This is a genomic window from Acinetobacter johnsonii ANC 3681 (assembly GCF_000368805.1).
In the GTDB taxonomy this organism is placed as follows: Bacteria; Pseudomonadota; Gammaproteobacteria; order Pseudomonadales; family Moraxellaceae; genus Acinetobacter; species Acinetobacter johnsonii.
This window is the reverse complement of sequence record NZ_KB849704.1, coordinates 312,938-331,143: the sequence shown is the minus strand read 5'-3', so window position 1 is coordinate 331,143 and position 18,206 is coordinate 312,938. Positions and strand designations below refer to the sequence as shown.

Genomic DNA, 18,206 nt, shown 5'->3' with positions numbered 1-18,206 from the left:
TTACAAAACCAACCGCAGCTCTCTTAAACGGGCAGATTTTCTTCTATCAACATATATACCATGTCAATCTCTGGGCATGGATAACCCATTGAAGTTAAAGCCGCTGTCACTTGCCCTCTGTGATGCGTTCCATGATTAAACACATGCAATAATGTAGCAGCATAGGGCAGACTCATTTCTTGTCCAGCTGATGTTTTGTACTGTAAATCATGTCCAAATTTTTCCACATCAACATGTTTTAAAAAATCTATCCAGTTGTAAGCCCTGCTCTCTAACTCAAACATGAGTTTATCTTTATTCCTTTCTACGATGGTATTTAACTTCAATGTAGGAGATGATTTCGATGAGAACCGAGGAAACCATAGATAATGCTCACCAACAAGCAAGTGATTCAACGTTCCAGAAATACTTTTGAAGAAAAGTCCGCATTCAGCATTGAAATCTTCATCAGAGACATTTTTTAAAACTTGGTTTAATTTTTGAGTAGACCACACGTTGTAACGAGCGAATAATTCAAACGTTTTTAAATCCATTTATAAAGCCCTGCATGAAGTTCTCTAAAATGAGCATAATACAAAGGATGAAAAACAACTAAATATTTCCTTTATAAGGCAAAATAACTTTTTTTATTTTCTTGCGCACACCTAACTTCGCTTCAACATTTGACTGAATTTCAACTTGGGCGCTTGAATAAAGAAAATTGCATTACCACATAAAATCAAAATCACCCCAATGACCGCATTGATATGCCATTGATACCCTTCCCAGATGGTCGAAATCACCAAAGCCACCAAAGGAAATAACAAAGTACTATAAGCTGCCTTGCCTGCACCAATCCGTCCAACCAAATAGAAGTAGGCGGTAAAGCCAATCACTGAACCAAAAATAGCCAAATACAATAAAGCACTCACTGCACTGAATTCCATAGCAGGGAAAAACTCGTCTTGTTTAAATCCAGCAATCAATGCCATCAGAATTGAACCGTACAACATGCCATAAACATTGGTGGTGAAAATATCCAGACCTTGTTTTTGATGGCGCGCACTAATCATATTGCCCAGTGAAAAACCATAGGTTCCCAACACACAAAGACCAATCCCCATCAGCGTATGATTGTTTAAGGTACTCCCCACCACATCATGCCAAAATAAGGCGATGATCCCCAATCCACCCAACAAAGCCGCAGGATAAAAACGTGTAGACACCTGTTGTCCAAAGAACAGTTTAGCGTTGAGGGTATTAAAAATTACCGCCATCGAAAAAATAACAGCCTCCAAACCGCTGCTGATATATTGAACCGCATAATAGAAACAAACAAAGTTAAAACCAAAAATACAGCATGCTTGCAACATACAAAATAGATGGTCTTTTACAGCCAGCTTTTGCAGTTTTCGGCACAACACAACAAAAGTAAACAACACCAGAGCCGAAATAAAGAAGCGCCAAAACACGGCTACATTGGTCGATATTCCACTTTGTTGTTGCAGACTTATCGCAATCCATGTCGTTCCCCAAATCACCACCACCAAAGCATATAACAGCGCATTCATACTCTTTAAACCAAACTCAAACCACTCACGCTATTGTGCTTGGTTTAGGTTTCTCATTTCTTGCACCTTCTTGTGGTCACTATCATAAACTTGTGATTTTTTACTGATTTTCGGATATAGATGACAAAATGAAATCAAAGTCCTACACTAAATCTTCCATTTGGCACTGCGTATAGATGATGAAATATCAGATTCTAGATCAATTACAACAACATAAAGCTCAACTCCTCGACTCGGTCGAACTGGGTTCGGGCATGCAGTTGGCCATGTGGCAAAACAACCAAGACCGCGTCAGTGTTTGTAGTAACCACCATACCCTTAGTATGTACATTCAAGGGGGATATCACAGTTATCAAAAGACAGCTCAAGGTTGGCATAATGGCGGTGGGCCAGATCATATGTGCTTGATGCCACAGGATTTTGAATCCACTTGGGATCTGCGCGACCCTCTGACTTTTGTGCATTTGTACTATACTGAACAACATTTACAACGCGTCGCCGAACAGGTGTGGGATCGTGAGCCAAGCCAAATTATTTTAAATCCACAAAGTTTCGTGGCCGACCCACAGATTGCGATGATCTATCGACATTTTTTACTCAATGGGGCTTGGCAGAACAGAGAAAATCACTTGCAGATGAGTACTGCCACAACGCTTCTGCTCAACCATCTAATTAAAAATTATAGCCATACCGAATGGCAAGTCCCTGAAGTCAAAGGTGGGCTGTCCCCGTATACCCTGAAGCAGTTATTAGAATGGATTGATCAGCATATTCAGCAAAGCTTGACCTTATCAGATTTGGCCGAGCAAACTCAGCTCAGTGAATATCATTTTGCCCATATGTTTAAGCAATCCATGCACATGCCACCGCACCAATATGTGATGCAACGTCGACTTGAACTGGCACACCAAGCTCTACAGCACACATCTGCCAATATGACCGACATTTCGGAACAGTATGGATTTAGCTCCAGCAGCCATTTCAGTCATCGCTTTAAAAAGTACTTTGGCTACTCTCCATCCCAAATGCGGAAAAGTGAGAAAAATTAGATCGGATAAACTCACATTCAGCTTATTTATCTAACATCAAAATAAAGCTCATCATTAAACTCGACATTAAAAAACCGAAAAAAGCACTCATCAAATAAGCTTTCCGACGCTCTTGAGCAGATTGGCTCAGGACTTGATGGCGCATTTCCATATGTTGCTTTTCTTCAAAAATCGTCATCTCGACATCGTTTTTAGGCGGAGCTTTTTTCAAAAGCAAAGGCGACATTGCAAGCATCATGCAGTAAAAATTAAATTTAAATATATCTTCGACAATGACATTGCCTGCATGCTTTTGAGCCATTAAATAAAACAGGAAAATAGACCACAAGAAAAAGCATCCGATAAATAGCAAGGCTGAAGTCGAGGAATAGTATTTCATTGTATTTTTTTAAGATTTGAAACTGGAATTTTAAGGCGTTAAACAATTTTTAGCTAGTTGAAGATTTGAAGATTTGAAGATTTGAAGATTTGAAGATTTGAAGATTTGAAGATTTGAAGATTTGAAGATTTGAAGATTTGAAGATTTGAAGAGAGCTTAAAACAAAAAAAAGAAGATAAAGCTTAAGCCTGATCTTCTTTTTGACCGTACATCCAAGTCGCTGCGATATATACACAAAAGCCCGCAGCCATCACTAAACCTGTCAACATGTTCGATGTCCTATTGTTTGATGAATGCATTATGCGAAAGTTTTATGACAACTTTATGACAGTGCTGTCATATTTCGAAGATTATTATTTTTACAATAAATTCAACACCTTAAACAATAAATCATATTTATAATTCAAATTTAGACATGAAATATTTCATTAAATTTAGATATTTTTGTCATATTTACCACCGTTTATAACCTCATTTTCTCATCAATTTTGTTCAACTATTAAACTTTCGCCCAAAGCCTTCGCAAAACATCCACAACCTCGGCATTTTGTCTTATAATTTAGCCCGCTAGCTATCAGCCCGCTCAAGAGATATTTGTATGACCACTATTATCAAGCAAGATGATTTGATCACATCGGTCAAAGACGCGCTTCAGTTCATTTCTTACTATCACCCACAAGACTTCATCCAAGCGATGAGCCGTGCGTATGATCGTGAAGAGAACAAAGCCGCGAAGGATGCGATCGCACAAATCTTAATTAACTCGCGTATGTGCGCAGAGGGTCACCGCCCAATCTGTCAAGATACAGGTATCGTCAACGTATTCGTTGAAGTGGGCATGGATGTTAAATTTGATTTAACTATGAGCTTAGACGATGCAATCAACGAAGGTGTACGTCAGGGTTACTTAGAAAACTCAAACGTACTGCGTGCTTCTGTATTGGCTGACCCTGCTTTTGGTCGTAAAAACACCAAAGACAACACCCCTGCTGTGATCTACCACAAACTTGTTCCAGGCAACAAAGTGGATATTACCGTTGCGGCAAAAGGTGGCGGTTCAGAAAACAAATCTAAACTGGCTATGTTAAACCCATCAGACTCAATCGTGGATTGGGTACTAAAAACTGTTCCAACCATGGGTGCAGGCTGGTGTCCACCAGGTATGTTGGGTATTGGTATTGGTGGTACTGCTGAAAAAGCCATGATGCTTGCGAAAGAATCGCTCATGGAAGAAATCAACATGGACGAATTACTTCGTCGTGGCCCTGAAAATAAAATCGAAGAACTTCGTATGGAAATCTTCGAAAAAGTAAACGCACTGGGTATTGGCGCGCAAGGCCTAGGCGGCTTAACCACAGTTCTAGACATTAAAATTAAAGATTACCCATGTCACGCTGCGGGCAAACCAGTAGGCATGATTCCAAACTGTGCAGCGACTCGTCACGCACACTTCCAACTTGATGGTACAGGTGTTGCACACATTCAAGCACCAAAACTTGAAGACTACCCGTCTGTAACTTGGGATTCATCAACCTCTAAGCGTGTTGACCTCGACACCATTACCCAAGAAGAAATGAACGCTTGGCAACCAGGCGACACCTTACTTCTAAACGGTACAATTTATACGGGACGTGATGCTGCACACAAACGCATGGTAGACATGCTAAACAATGGTGAAGAACTTCCTGTCGACTTAAAAGGTAAATTCATTTACTACGTGGGCCCTGTAGATCCAGTCGGTGATGAAGTGGTTGGTCCTGCTGGCCCAACAACAGCAACACGTATGGACAAGTTCACACGCCAAGTACTTGAAGCAACAGGTATGTTCGGTATGATCGGTAAAGCGGACCGTGGTCCTGCAGCGGTTGAAGCAATCAAAGACAATAAAGCGACTTACTTGATGGCAGTGGGCGGCGCAGCTTACCTTGTGTCTAAAGCAATTCGTGAAGCTGAAGTGGTTGCTTTTGCTGACTTAGGTATGGAAGCGATTTACAAATTTGTAGTGAAAGACATGCCTGTATCGGTAGCAGTTGATGTGAATGGTACGTCTATTCACGCAACAGCACCAAAAATCTGGCAAGCGAAAATTGGTAAAATTCCAGTAGTCGATGCTGCAGCGGGCTAAAACTTAAGTTTTACTTTTTTGGATACCTTTAACATGCTAAGGTCATGTTAAGGGTATTTTTTTACCTACTTTTATAGACTTAATCAAAAGATATAGACCAACAATGAAAAAATTAAATCACATCCTTTGCGGTATTACCTTATGTGTCCTTAGCACAGCGTCTTTTGCCAAACCAGCGACCGAAGCATCGGTAGAAAAGGCGCTTAAACTAGGTGATATTAAAGGCACTTTAGCGCAGTCTCAGCAAGAAATGCGCCCCGTTTATGACCAACAAGCCGAAGAAATTATTAAGAATATTTTTAAAACATCAACACTCAATGCTGAACAACAAAAAGCAGCCAAGCAAATTGCTGAAATCACGGCATCATTTAGCAGTAAATTGATTTCAGATCCTAAATTTATGCAAATGCTTAAAAATGTATATATGCAGACCTTTACCGAAGAGGAAGTGTTGGCCAACATTCAGTTCCTCAAAACGCCTCTAGGCCAGTCTATCAATAAAAAAAGCAGTAAAATGATGAGTGAAATCATGCGTAATAGCATCGCCATGTCTGCTGAAATGATGCAAGATCCGGCTATTCAGCTAGAAATGAATCGTCAAATTGAAAAGACCCTGACACCATTATTTGAACAAGCAAAAAAAGTACAATAGCTTACTTACCAGGTTAAAGGATTCCACAGCTTAAAGGGCTTCATCAGCTGAACATCTTCACTTGGGTCATATTTGGCAGGTTTAAGTTTTTGCGCTTTCTTTCGTAACTCACCCGTGTGTTGATCTTCCGCGACAAAGTTGTAGCTGTTCGACTTTAACTGGGTAAATGCAATCTCTTGAATCGCAATTTTTTCAGGGATAACCGCTAAAGGCCCCGAAACATCACGGCGTGTGGATAAGTTCTCTTCATCATACTTGATGAAATAAGACTGCCCCGCTTCTACGCTAAAATCGATATATTTCGGCTTTTGAAAATGGTTAATGCCCAAAGGCCGACTACTCGATAAACGATAAGTCCCTGCGGGCAGTTCGACCCAATAGTAATGATTGTTCAGCAGGCTTGGAATGCGTTCTTTATTGATAAATAAACTCGACGCAACAATTTCTTGTCGGTTCCACTTAGAGTCTGGACGATACAGATAAACCATCGCGGCTTGTTCATGCTGGGGTTGGACACGCTGAAAACGCTGTCCTAATTTTTGGTTGACCCATCCACCTACGCTAAACACTCCAATGCGATACTGTTCGACCATACCTGGATCGTGTTCAAAATCAATCTCATGACTGAGGGTTGATGTTAATTCAGGTTGTTCAACTGTCGCTTTTCCATGACAACCCAATAAAATTAAACTGCTTAAAAGCGTAATCGTCATTGCACGCATGACTATTCCTCACGACGTATTTTTATTTTGATACTGAATTTTTAGTTTTAATCTAGGCATCCCAGCCTATTGATGCAGAGTAGCATTCCCTCTTTTTTTTGAATATAAAAAAACGTGTGAAAACACTCGATTTTCACACGTTTCAGATGAATAACAACTTAAGCGGACTTTGAATTAATCACTTTTAAATCAACTTTAGCTGCATCTTTCTGTTCGATTCTTGGTAAACGTTCTGGCTTAAATAATGGTGCAGCCTTGCCGTTAATCACGTCTTCATTCACCACAACCGTGCCAACATCGGTACGACTTGGTAAATCATACATGGTTTCAAGCAGCGTATTTTCTAAAATAGAACGTAAGCCACGTGCACCCGTATTGCGGTCTAAGGCTTTTTTCGCCACAGCGCGTAGTGCTGAGTCTTCAAAAACTAGATCAACGTTTTCCATATCAAACAAATGTTGATATTGACGTGTCAGTGCATTCTTCGGTTCAGTCAGAATTTGCATCAAGGCTTCTTCATCTAACTCTTCCAAAGTCGCAATTACAGGCAAACGACCAATAAATTCTGGAATCAGACCAAATTTCACCAAATCTGTCGCTTCAACTTGACGGAACAAATCAGACAATTTCTTGCCTTCATCTTTCTTCTTCACTTCAGCCGTGAAGCCGATTCCACCTTTTTCTTGGCGCTGTTGTACGATTTTCTCAAGACCCGAGAATGCCCCACCACAGATGAACAAGATATTTGAAGTATCAATTTGAATGAATTCTTGCTGCGGATGCTTACGACCACCTTGAGGTGGAATAGATGCAACCGTGCCTTCGATCATTTTCAGTAACGCTTGTTGTACACCTTCACCCGACACATCACGCGTGATCGATGGGTTTTCAGACTTACGAGTAATCTTGTCGATTTCGTCGATATAGATAATACCTTTTTGCGCTTTTTCTACATCGTAGTCTGCTTTTTGTAGAAGCTTTTGTACAATGTTTTCAACATCTTCACCGACATAGCCGGCTTCGGTAAGTGTCGTTGCATCAGCCATAGCAAAAGGAACATCTAGAAGACGTGCCATCGTTTGCGCAAGCAAGGTTTTACCCGAACCTGTTGGTCCTACTAATAAGATATTACTTTTCGCAATTTCAACAGCATCGTCGTGTTTATGTCCACCATGTGTCGCTTTAAGACGTTTATAGTGGTTATAGACAGCAACTGACAAGGTTTTCTTTGCCACATCTTGACCAATGACATATTGATCTAGTGCCGCACGAATCTCGTGAGGTTTAGGCAAGGGTTTTGCAGCCCAGTCACCCGACTCAACTTGTTGACTGGTTTGCACCAAGTCTAAGCATACGTCCACACATTCATTACAGATGTACGCGTCCTCGCCTGCAATCAGTTTCCCAACTTCAGACTGCGTTTTACCGCAAAATGAACAATGCTTTTGTCCTTGAGGATGTTCGGACATATTCACTCCAATTCTAAACTTTTAAAACTTATGGACGTTTAGATAACACTTCGTCCACGAGACCATATTCTTTTGCAGCTTGCGCTGTCATAAAGTTATCACGGTCAGTATCACGTGCCACAGTTTCATAGTCTTGACCACTGTGCTCTGCCATTAAACGGTTTAAACGTTCTTTAATGAACAGAATTTCACGTGCATGAATTTCAATATCAGATGCCTGACCACGGAAACCGCCTAACGGTTGGTGGATCATGACACGGGCATTTTCAAGGCAATAACGTTTACCTTTCGCGCCTGCATTCAGCAAGAAAGCACCCATTGATGCTGCTTGCCCCATACAGTAAGTCACAACATCTGGTTTAATAAATTGCATGGTATCGTAAATCGCCATACCCGCAGTCACTGAACCACCTGGTGAGTTAATGTAAAGATGAATATCTTTATCTGGATTTTCCGCTTCTAAAAACAACATTTGCGCGACAATCAAATTCGCCATGTTATCTTCAACTTCACCAGTCATAAAAATAACGCGTTCACGCAAAAGACGTGAATAAATGTCAAATGAACGTTCACCGCGAGATGACTGTTCTACAACCATTGGAACTAAGGCATTATCGATAGTTGGAATATACATACGTTTACTTATTCCTAAATTTTTTGTTACTCAACTCATAGTCACAATATGAGGGATAATTGCTGAAAATGCAAAATATTCCCAAGTAAATAACAGATATTTTTTGCATAAGCTTTGTGAACGCAAGGCCTTTTACAAACCTAAATCACAATAAAAAAGGCGCTCAAAGCGCCTTTTTTACTTTAGCTAAACTTAGCCTTGTTGACGAGCTTGTTGCTCTTTCAATAAGTCTTCGTAGCTTACAGCAGTATCTGTTACTTTAGCAGACGCTAAGATGTGATCAACCACTTGGTCTTCTAACACAACAGCTTCGATTTGCGAACGTTGTTGTTTGTCATTTTTGAAGTATTCGATCACTTCAGCTGGATCTTCATAAGAAGAAGCCATGTCTTCGATGTAAGCATCAACACGTGCTTGATCTACTTCAATTTTAGCATCAGCTAAAACTTTGCTTACCAGTACGCCTAATTTTACAGATTTTTCAGCTTGTTCTTTGAACAATTCATCTGGAAGCATGCTTGAGTCAAATGCTTTCGCACCTTGAGCACCAAACTGCTGAGTGAACTGTTGAATCATTTGTTGACGTTGACGGTCAACTTCTTGAGCAACCATAGACGCAGGAAGTTCAACTTCGTTTGCAGCTACAAGTGCATCAAAAGCTGCACCTTTCACTTGATTACGCAAACCATTTTTCACTTCACGTTCCATGTTTTTACGAACGTCAGCTTTTAACTTCTCAATGCCTTCTTCTTCAGTTAAACCAAAGATTTTAAGGAATTCAGCATCAACTTCTGGAAGTTTTTGTTTTTCAACAAGCTTCACAGTAATTTTGAATTGAGCTGATTTACCAGCAAGGTTTTCAGCTTGGTAATCTTCAGGGAAAGTTACATCGATAACTTTCTCTTCGCCTTTCTTCATACCAACGATGCCGTCTTCGAAACCAGGGATCATACGACCTGAACCTAAAACAAGTTTAAAGTCTTCTGCAGAACCGCCTTCAAACTTTTCACCGTCTACTGAACCTTCAAAGTCGAAAGTTACTTGCATGTCTTTTTTAGCCATGCCTTTCGTTTCAGCCCAAGAAGCACGTTGCTTCTGAAGGTTTTCGATCATTTGATCAACATCTTTGTCGTTTACTTCAGATGCTTTACGTTCAACTTCTAAACCATCAAATTTCACGTTAACTTCTGGATAAACTTCAACAGTCGCTTCGTATACAAGCGCGTCGTCTTTTAATTCAGATTTTTCAATGTTTGGCATGCCAACAGCATTGATTTTTTCTTGTTGGATCGCTTCAAATACTGTGTCACGAATAATGTCGCTTACGACTTCTTGGTAGATACCCGCGCCATATTCACGACGAACAACATTTACTGGCACTTTACCTGGACGGAAGCCGTTGATCTTCACAGTTTTAGCAGTGCGTTTTAAGCGAGCTTCGAACTGCTCGTTAACACGGCTCGTCGGTACAGATACATTTAAACGACGGGTAACACCCGAAACCGCTTCAGAAGTTACTTGCATGGCTTCCTCAATCTTTTGGTAAGAACAATTTTAAAAAGTGCCACATTATATGACAACATTGAACGATATACAAAACACCCGATTGAAACCACATATTTTTTTCTTCATTTATCGTTTTTTATTTTGAATATTTTTAAATCCCTACTGATTAAGCGCAAAGTATTATATTTTTTATGGCTTTTTGTTGCAAATGATAAATATTACCATTAATATTTGCATCAACTTTGATCATTTTTTTCAATTTTTTTCTCGTCCATCATTGGAACTCTAGTTATGAGTAAGTTTAATCTACACCCTCTTTCATTGGCATTGCTTGGGGCAATCACCACTCCTGTTTTCGCAGAAACAACAACTGAAGATTCATCTACCCATCAGCTTTCCACTATTGTGGTTTCAGCTGCGGGTTTTGAACAAGATATTAAAAATGCACCAGCTTCAATTAGCGTGGTTACGAAAGAAGATATTGAAAAGAAAAATGCAACCAGCATTGCAGACCTATTAGCAGATGTACCAGGTATCGATATTCGTAATGGAATCGGTAAAACTTCTGGCTTGAATATTAGCATGCGTGGTTTAGACAATAACTATAGTCTGATTTTAATTGATGGTCGTCGTCAAACGACTTCTTCAGATGTCACACCAAATGGTTTTGGTGAATCCTCAAATGGCTTTTTACCACCTTTATCATCGATTGAGCGTATTGAAGTCATTCGTGGACCAATGGCAACTCGTTATGGCTCAGAAGCCATGGGTGGTGTCATCAATATTATTACCAAAAAAATTAGTAATGAATGGAATGGCAATGTCACTATCGGTGGCAATGTCATGGAGCATGGCAGCGAAGCAGACTCATGGAAAACCAGTGTTGTTGTAAATGGTCCAATTATTCAAGATAAACTTGGAATACAACTACGTGGCTCTTATTTAGACCGTCAAAAATCTGAACGTATTCCTGGAACGTCAGGTCGTGATCCACGTCCAAGCGAAGCAGACATCTATGATATTGGCGGAAAACTTTCATTTAAACTCAATGATCAAAACAGTTTCTGGATAGACGGTTTCCACTCAAGCCAAACCTATAAAAATGATGATAACCGCTTAGGAACACAAGACTGGACCAGCATCCCTAGAGGAGCGACAGGACTTGGTGCGACAGGTTATAAAGATGAACTTGAGTTTAAACGTGATCAAATTTCTGCTGGTCACGATGGTGATTATAGTTTTGGTCAATGGACTTCATATGTGAGTCAAACTAAAACTGAAACTCTCGGTCGAACTATTCCGTTTAGAACCTTCCAAAACAATGTAGGTGAAGGCGCAGATCGTACTTTAGAAAATACTGACTTTGTGGCCGACTCTCATGTTGTTCTACCCATTGCAAATCATAAATTAACACTTGGTGCTGAATATAAAGAAGCTAAAATTGCGGATGACATTGCAGGATTTGGCTCAACCTTTAAAAAAGACTCTTTTTCGGTATACGCAGAAGATGAATGGCGTATTCTTGATAATTTAGGATTTACACTTGGTGGTCGTTATGAAGATCACTCTGGCTTCGGTGGTCAGTTCAGCCCACGCGCATACCTTGTATGGAACACAACCGACCAACTTACTTTTAAAGGTGGTGTGAGTACTGGCTACAAGGCACCATCCGCAAAACAGCTACATGACGGTGTGATTAGTGTTTCTGGTCAGGGGACATCTTTTGGAATTGGTTCACCAGATTTAGAACCAGAAGAATCTACCAACTATGAACTTGGTTTTAATTATAACAATGGTAATTTAGACCTTACCACTACTGCATTCTTCAATAAAATTGAAAATCTGATTACTGAAGGGCCAGATTTATTAAACTGTTATTCCGCAACAAATCCAAATCGACCAGATTGTGTAAGTTACGGTTCACATATTACTCAAGATACATTTACACAAAATATAAATGCGAATGAAGCCGAAACTAAAGGTGTTGAGCTTAGCTTAAAATATACCATCATTCCTGAATGGGATATCAAAGCAGCATATACCTACATGGAATCAGAAATTACCAAAGGTGAAAATAAAGGTTCTTACCTGAATAACGTGCCTAAAAATGCCTTTAATATGACGTCAACTTGGCATATTAATGAATCCTTGGATCTATGGTTACAACATGAATATAAATCAGAACGTAAGCGCTACAGTACCGTTCAAACAGCAGGTGATTCAGCGATTATTTACAATGCAACGAACAATAAATTAAAGGGTTACAATCTTTTCAATCTGGGTGCCAGCTATGTTGTGAATGATCAGCTCCGTTTTAATGGCGCAGTCAATAACTTGCTAGATAAAGATTTTACAAGCAATGGCACTTATATTGATGCCAATAATAATCCTGCATCTTATTACGATTACATGGTTATTGGTTCAAGCATGTCTGGTACATACCTACCTGGTCGTAACCTTTGGTTATCTGTTTCTTACGACTTCTAAAATTGCAGTATAGAGAACCCTGCTCCGGCAGGGTTTTCTTCGTACTTAGCTAATATAGAACCAACATAATTTATACATACTCAATTGAGAAACACCTTCAAACTTAGCTTAAAAATAATGGATTCTAAATTCCAATAATATTATAAAAATACAATCTAATTTTCCAATTCAAATAAAAATCAAAAACTTAAATTCAATTCATTACATTATTACATTTATTTTTTCTACACAAATATATCTAAGCATCGACAATTCCAATGTAATAGTTATGCTACAAAAAATAAGAATCATTATTATTCGCATACTAATTTACAACGCTAGAACTAGATTCGTTATGGCCTTCATCAAAACACGTAAAAAGCTGGTTTCTTCAGCAATCGCTTCAACACTCTCTGTGGTTGCAGTCAATGCTGTTGCGCAAGATCAAATCGTGCAATTAGAAACAATTCACACGGAAGCGGCAGCAGAACAAAGTTTGAAAGTAGACAAATCTGCAAACAGCAAGTTCGTTGCTCCCCTACTTGACACTCCAAAATCTGTTTCTGTTCTTTCTCAAAAATTACTAAAAGAAACCAATTCAAATACTCTATTAGAAGCATTACGTTATGAGCCAGGTATCACTTTAGGTGCTGGTGAAGGTGGAACACCATTTACGGATATGCCTTATATTCGTGGATATAGCGGCCAATCATCTATTTATGTCGATGGAGTCCGCAATACGACATCACAAAGTCGAGATATGTTCGCAATCGAACAAGTTGAAGTTATTAAAGGCTCTTCTTCTGCTCTTGGCGGTGGTGGCAGCGTCGGCGGAAGTATCAACCTCATTCCTAAAGTGGCTCATGAAGGCGATACTTACCAAGGTAGCGTACAAGGTGGCACGGATAACTATCGCCACATTCAACTCGATGCGAATAAAGATTTCGGCAACGGAATGGCTGGCCGCGTTGTAGTCATGGGTCATGAAAATGAAAAAGCAGGACAACATGACGGTGCTGAATATGCTCGTGCAGGTATCGCAACAAGTCTAGCTTTTGGTCTAGGTTCTGATACGCGGGGCTCTGTCGGTTATTACTATTTACGTAGCAATGATGAACCAGATGCGGGTATCCCATTTAATAATGCAAACCCAAGCAGCCCACCAGCTGGCGTAACTGTGACACCAGGTGACGGTCGACCAGTCAGTGTTAAACCAGGCACATACTATGGTTGGAAAGCGCGTGATTTTGATAAGCGTGAAAATCAAATTGCAACATTTAAGTTAGAACATGATCTTAATGAAGATTTGACGCTATCTAACATTGCTACTTATAACAAATCTAAATCTGATTATGTTTATACCAATGCCGATGACTCAAAAGGGAACATCTATAGAGGAACTGTCGCGCGCCGTGCACTCACACGTATTTTAGACACAGATGCATATAGCGACCAACTTTCTTTAAGAGGCAAATTCAATACAGGTTCATTAAAGCATTCATTTAATGTAGGAACTGAATGGAGTTTACAAGAAACCGATCAAGGAATGCATACGTTTACCAATGCAGCAGGCCAAACAACCTCTACTATTTTAACGTCTAATATCAACTCATGTAATTCAACTGCTGCAGCTCTCAATGGCTGGTGTACTAGTCTAAACAACCCAGGCAATGGTCTCTTTACCGATACTATGGGCAGCATTAAAGGACAGTCTACTACGCGTAGTGAAACGATGTCTGTATATGCCTTAGACAGTATCGAATTCAATCCTCAATGGCTCTTAAACTTAGGTGTACGTTGGGACAAATTTGAAACTGAGAAAAAATATAATAAGGATGTCTACGGAACAACTGCTGGTGCTTACAACTCAACAATCAGTATTCCTAAAGGCACAAAATACGAAAGTGACTCAGACTTTTTCACCTATCAAGCAGGCCTAGTCTACAAACCAACTGAAAATGGTAGTATTTACACCAGTTTTGCAACTTCTGCGAACCCTGTTGGCGTATTGGCTGAAGGTGACAGCAGTGACAATGCCCTAGGCACCACTGATATTATTAACAACCTTAAACCTGAAGAAGCACGTACCTTCGAGATTGGCACAAAGTGGGATTTATTTAATAATCGTGCGAATTTAACTGCTGCTATTTTCCGTACTGAGAAACAGAATACACGTATCCAAATTGACTCGACGACGACTGCAAATGCAGGGGAAAGTAAAGTTGATGGATTTGAAGTAAGCTTAAACGGTAAAATTACCGACAAGTGGGAAGTAGCTACAGGTTATAGCTATCTAGATAGCGAAATCACTAAAGCTGCTTACAATGCAATTGCTCAGGAAGGTAAACCACTTCCATTTGTGGCGAAAAACAGTGCAACGTTATGGTCAACATACCGAGTATTACCAAAGTTAACATTGGGTGCTGGTGCTGAATACCGTGATCAGGTTTATGTAAATACAACTGCACCTAAGTTTTTACCGACTTACACCATTTACAATGCAATGGCGAAATACGATGTAAATCGTAATGTAAATGTTCAATTAAATGTGAATAACATTTCTGACAAACAATACTTTACCAGTGCACATGCAGCACACTATGCATTTGAAGGTAATGGCCGTAATGCGGTATTGGCAATCAACTTCAAATACTAAGTTTGATTTCCATAAAAACTTTATGGAAATTATCTAACTTAAACTAAAATAGCCTCTCTATGAGGCTATTTTTATAACCATCAAATCAAGGATGTTCTCTGTGATTCACCATATTCCAAATGTATTATCAAAAGAGCAAGTAGCTGAGTTTCGTCAATTGATGGAAACAGCAGACTGGGTTGGAGGAAAAGTGACTGCAGGAACTCTATCTGCCTCGGTCAAACAAAATCAACAACTCTCCGAACAAGATCCGTTAACACATCATTTAAGTGATTTAGTCATTCAAGCCATTTGGAAACACCCCGTTTTTCAAGCTGCGGCTCTCCCACATCAAATTATTCCACCACTTTTTAACCGTTATGATGAACATGAAAGCTTTGGTTTTCATGTCGACAACTCTATTCGCCTAATTCGTGGTACAGCTCAACAACTCCGAACTGATCTTTCTTGCACACTATTCTTGAGCGAACCTGAAGAATATGACGGTGGTGATTTGGTCATTGAAGACACCTATGGATATCACGAAGTTAAATTACCCGCAGGCGATGTTGTACTATACCCTTCTACTAGTTTACATGAAGTTAGTAGCATAACTCGCGGTACACGTTTCGCCTCTTTCTTTTGGGTACAAAGCTTGATTCGTGAAGATCAAAAAAGGCATATGTTATTCAATTTAGATGAAAGTATTCGTCAACTCCGAGTAGATCATGGGGATACTTATCCTGAAGTCGTGAAACTCACCAATATCTATCACAACCTCATACGGATGTGGTCTGAATTGTAAATTTTACTGTGAATTGAGTGTAAGCTCTTTGATCTATCCAAACAGATATGGTTATCGAGCTCTCATAACCTCTTCAAAAACGCGAATGAAATAAACCAAATTCGTAAAATGAAGAAAAAGATTAAACACATCTCAAAAATACACGGAAATATTTCCCCTATATATCAAATTAAAGGGAAATATTTTTTCAGATACGACTAAAAGCCATAAAAAAAGAAAAATCTTTTCGGCCGAACTGGATTAAACTCTTAAATATAACGTTACAAGGTTACTCACGGTAAATCTAAGTCGTATCAAATATTTACGTTTACAAACACCCTGAAGACTCCCTTGTAAATAGAGACCATAGACACAATCTATATAAATAGTAGGTTGCTTTTTATTACCCACTCAATTGCAACCCGTACTATGTAAGGAGTTACCTCATGATGTTGGCTGATCCAAGTAAAAAATATCGTCGCATGTATCAACGTGTTGACTTGCCAGACCGTCAATGGCCAAACAACGAAATTACAAAAGCGCCTATTTGGATGAGTACTGACCTGCGTGATGGTAACCAAGCGATTTTTGAACCGATGGACATGGAACAAAAATTTAAAATGTTCCAAATGTTGGTGAAAATTGGATTCAAGAATATTGAAATCGGTTTCCCTTCAGCCTCTCAAATTGACTTTGACTTTACCCGTAAATTGATCGAAGAAAATCACATTCCAGATGATGTGTATATCGAAGTTTTAGTTCAAGCACGTGATCATTTGATCCAACGTACTTTTGAGTCATTAGCGGGCGCAAAACGTGCCATCGTACATATTTATAATTCAAATGCTCCCACTTTCCGCCAAAAAGTCTTAAATGTCGATGTTGCAGGTGCGAAGCAATTGGCCGTTAATGCAGCCAGCAAAGTCAAAGAATATGCAGCGCAATATCCTGAAACGGAGTGGGTGTTCCAGTACAGCCCAGAGTGTTTCTCTGCAACCGAATTAGAGGTTGCAAAAGACGTGTGTGATGCAGTTACCGAAATTTGGGAAGCATCGCCAACCAATAAAGTGATTTTAAACTTACCTGCTACGGTTGAAGTTTCGACACCGAATGTTTATGCAGACCAAGTTGAATGGATGCACCGCAATATCGCCCGTCGTGATGGCGTGATTATCTCTGTGCACTGTCACAACGATCGTGGCTGTGGGATTGCTGCATCAGAATTGGCCATTATGGCCGGTGCAGACCGTGTCGAAGGTTGTGTGTTTGGTAATGGCGAACGTACTGGTAACGTCGACGTTGCTGCGATTGCTTTGAATATGTACTCTCAAGGTGTTGCGCCAAACTTAGATTTTTCAAATATCAATGAAATCATTGCAACGGTAGAAGAATGTACAGGTTTACCTGTTCACCCTCGCCACCCATATGCAGGTGATTTGGTCTTCACCGCATTCTCTGGTTCGCATCAAGACGCCATTAAAAAAGGGTTTGAGTTCCAAAAGAACGAAGAAATTTGGGATATGCCATACTTACCCATCGACCCGAAAGACTTGGGCCGCGACTATGATGCTGTGATTCGCGTCAATTCACAGTCAGGTAAAGGTGGTATTGCTTACTTGTTAGAAGCAAATTACAACGTAGTATTACCACGTCGTATCCAAATTGAATTCTCTCAAACCGTACAAAAACGTACCGATGAAGAAGGCACTGAAATTACCGCACAAGAAATTTGGAAATTGTTCAAAGAAACTTATGTAGACACCAAAGATACGCATTACTCGACTAAGAACTACCGTTTGTATGACAACAACGGCAAACAAGTGGTTGAGCTTGAAGTTGAAGTGAATGGTGAAACTCAGCAATTACGTGGCGAAGGTAACGGTCCAATCTCTGCAATGTTGGATGCGTTACAATTACCAATCGACGTCTTGAGCTACGAAGAGCGTGGTATTAGCTCTGGGGCAAATGCAAAAGCCTTGGCTTTGGTTGAGTTACAAGTCAAAGGAACGGGGAAATCAGCCTTCGGTGCAGGTATTCACGACAACATTGTGACCTCATCGATTGAAGCTATTATTGCATGTACCAACCGCTTAATTGATCAAGGTGTGTTAAGCACAGATCAAGTGATTGCTGCTGCGGTATAAGTATTAGCAATAATAATTAGCACTAAAATGACTTTAGAAGGATACCCTCAAGTGGTATCCTTTTGTTTATTAATCCCAAAGATTTAAGGCG

General features: G+C 39.8%; 14 protein-coding genes. 7 read left to right on the top strand and 7 right to left on the bottom strand.

From position 1 onward, the window contains the following. Nucleotides 1-23: 23 nt before the first annotated feature. Both F946_RS03825 and F946_RS03820 read right to left on the bottom strand, forming a co-directional pair. Nucleotides 24-533: a DinB family protein gene (locus F946_RS03825; protein ID WP_004979069.1), complete on the bottom strand. Its 510-nt coding sequence runs from the start codon at nt 531-533 to the stop codon at nt 24-26. Between the two features lie 111 nt (nt 534-644). Beyond that, nucleotides 645-1,550, bottom strand: coding sequence for a DMT family transporter (locus tag F946_RS03820; RefSeq protein WP_004979067.1), 906 nt, complete (start codon nt 1,548-1,550; stop codon nt 645-647). A gap of 179 nt (nt 1,551-1,729) precedes the next feature. On the opposite strand from F946_RS03820, the gene F946_RS03815 reads away from it, so the two are divergent. Beyond that, nucleotides 1,730-2,599 (top strand): helix-turn-helix transcriptional regulator, encoded by an 870-nt coding sequence (locus F946_RS03815; protein ID WP_035326410.1) that lies wholly within the window; start codon nt 1,730-1,732, stop codon nt 2,597-2,599. Between the two features lie 22 nt (nt 2,600-2,621). Here F946_RS03815 and F946_RS03810 read toward each other — a convergent pair whose 3' ends face one another. Next, nucleotides 2,622-2,927 carry a hypothetical protein gene (locus F946_RS03810; protein WP_004979064.1) on the bottom strand — a complete coding sequence of 102 codons (306 nt, stop codon included), beginning with the start codon at nt 2,925-2,927 and terminating at the stop codon, nt 2,622-2,624. 649 nt (nt 2,928-3,576) lie between these two features. Here F946_RS03810 and F946_RS03805 point away from each other — a divergent pair. After that, nucleotides 3,577-5,103, top strand: a complete 1,527-nt coding sequence (locus tag F946_RS03805) for a fumarate hydratase (RefSeq protein ID WP_004692421.1) — start codon at nt 3,577-3,579, stop codon at nt 5,101-5,103. A 103-nt stretch (nt 5,104-5,206) separates the two neighbouring features. Further along, nucleotides 5,207-5,755 carry a DUF2059 domain-containing protein gene (locus F946_RS03800; protein WP_004979061.1) on the top strand — a complete coding sequence of 183 codons (549 nt, stop codon included), beginning with the start codon at nt 5,207-5,209 and terminating at the stop codon, nt 5,753-5,755. Nucleotides 5,756-5,760: 5 nt separating this feature from the next. Here F946_RS03800 and F946_RS03795 read toward each other — a convergent pair whose 3' ends face one another. The 4 genes from F946_RS03795 to tig all read right to left on the bottom strand — a co-directional run bounded on the left by F946_RS03795 (nt 5,761) and on the right by tig (nt 10,104). Then, nucleotides 5,761-6,477 carry a DUF2846 domain-containing protein gene (locus tag F946_RS03795; RefSeq protein WP_004979059.1) on the bottom strand — a complete coding sequence of 239 codons (717 nt, stop codon included), beginning with the start codon at nt 6,475-6,477 and terminating at the stop codon, nt 5,761-5,763. A gap of 158 nt (nt 6,478-6,635) precedes the next feature. After that, entirely contained in the window at nt 6,636-7,946 is a 1,311-nt protein-coding gene (gene clpX, locus F946_RS03790) for an ATP-dependent protease ATP-binding subunit ClpX (RefSeq protein ID WP_004979056.1), read from the bottom strand. A 28-nt stretch (nt 7,947-7,974) separates the two neighbouring features. Beyond that, entirely contained in the window at nt 7,975-8,580 is a 606-nt protein-coding gene (clpP, locus tag F946_RS03785; protein ID WP_004692427.1) for an ATP-dependent Clp endopeptidase proteolytic subunit ClpP, read from the bottom strand. A 192-nt stretch (nt 8,581-8,772) separates the two neighbouring features. After that, nucleotides 8,773-10,104, bottom strand: a complete 1,332-nt coding sequence (gene tig, locus F946_RS03780; RefSeq protein ID WP_004979052.1) for a trigger factor — start codon at nt 10,102-10,104, stop codon at nt 8,773-8,775. Nucleotides 10,105-10,377: 273 nt separating this feature from the next. On the opposite strand from tig, the gene F946_RS03775 reads away from it, so the two are divergent. The 4 genes from F946_RS03775 (at nt 10,378) to leuA (ending at nt 18,115) form a co-directional block, all read left to right on the top strand. Beyond that, on the top strand, nt 10,378-12,573 hold the full coding sequence (locus F946_RS03775; RefSeq protein WP_004979051.1) for a TonB-dependent receptor domain-containing protein: 2,196 nt from the start codon (nt 10,378-10,380) through the stop codon (nt 12,571-12,573). A gap of 334 nt (nt 12,574-12,907) precedes the next feature. Continuing rightward, nucleotides 12,908-15,208 (top strand): TonB-dependent receptor, encoded by a 2,301-nt coding sequence (locus F946_RS03770; protein ID WP_004979049.1) that lies wholly within the window; start codon nt 12,908-12,910, stop codon nt 15,206-15,208. A 100-nt stretch (nt 15,209-15,308) separates the two neighbouring features. Beyond that, entirely contained in the window at nt 15,309-15,992 is a 684-nt protein-coding gene (locus tag F946_RS03765; protein ID WP_004979045.1) for a Fe2+-dependent dioxygenase, read from the top strand. A gap of 425 nt (nt 15,993-16,417) precedes the next feature. Then, a complete protein-coding gene (gene leuA / locus F946_RS03760; RefSeq protein ID WP_004979043.1) occupies nt 16,418-18,115 on the top strand; it encodes a 2-isopropylmalate synthase in 1,698 nt (565 codons plus the stop codon). The last annotated feature ends 91 nt before the right edge of the window (nt 18,116-18,206 follow it).

Coding starts and splice junctions, on each gene's coding strand:
- F946_RS03795 (WP_004979059.1), bottom strand. CDS start 6,477: ATGCGTGCAATGACGATTACGCTTTTAAGCAGTTTAATTTTATTGGGT.
- F946_RS03805 (WP_004692421.1), top strand. CDS start 3,577: ATGACCACTATTATCAAGCAAGATGATTTGATCACATCGGTCAAAGAC.
- F946_RS03775 (WP_004979051.1), top strand. CDS start 10,378: ATGAGTAAGTTTAATCTACACCCTCTTTCATTGGCATTGCTTGGGGCA.
- F946_RS03825 (WP_004979069.1), bottom strand. CDS start 533: ATGGATTTAAAAACGTTTGAATTATTCGCTCGTTACAACGTGTGGTCT.
- F946_RS03800 (WP_004979061.1), top strand. CDS start 5,207: ATGAAAAAATTAAATCACATCCTTTGCGGTATTACCTTATGTGTCCTT.
- clpX (WP_004979056.1), bottom strand. CDS start 7,946: ATGTCCGAACATCCTCAAGGACAAAAGCATTGTTCATTTTGCGGTAAA.
- tig (WP_004979052.1), bottom strand. CDS start 10,104: ATGCAAGTAACTTCTGAAGCGGTTTCGGGTGTTACCCGTCGTTTAAAT.
- leuA (WP_004979043.1), top strand. CDS start 16,418: ATGATGTTGGCTGATCCAAGTAAAAAATATCGTCGCATGTATCAACGT.
- clpP (WP_004692427.1), bottom strand. CDS start 8,580: ATGTATATTCCAACTATCGATAATGCCTTAGTTCCAATGGTTGTAGAA.
- F946_RS03815 (WP_035326410.1), top strand. CDS start 1,730: ATGAAATATCAGATTCTAGATCAATTACAACAACATAAAGCTCAACTC.
- F946_RS03820 (WP_004979067.1), bottom strand. CDS start 1,550: ATGAATGCGCTGTTATATGCTTTGGTGGTGGTGATTTGGGGAACGACA.
- F946_RS03770 (WP_004979049.1), top strand. CDS start 12,908: ATGGCCTTCATCAAAACACGTAAAAAGCTGGTTTCTTCAGCAATCGCT.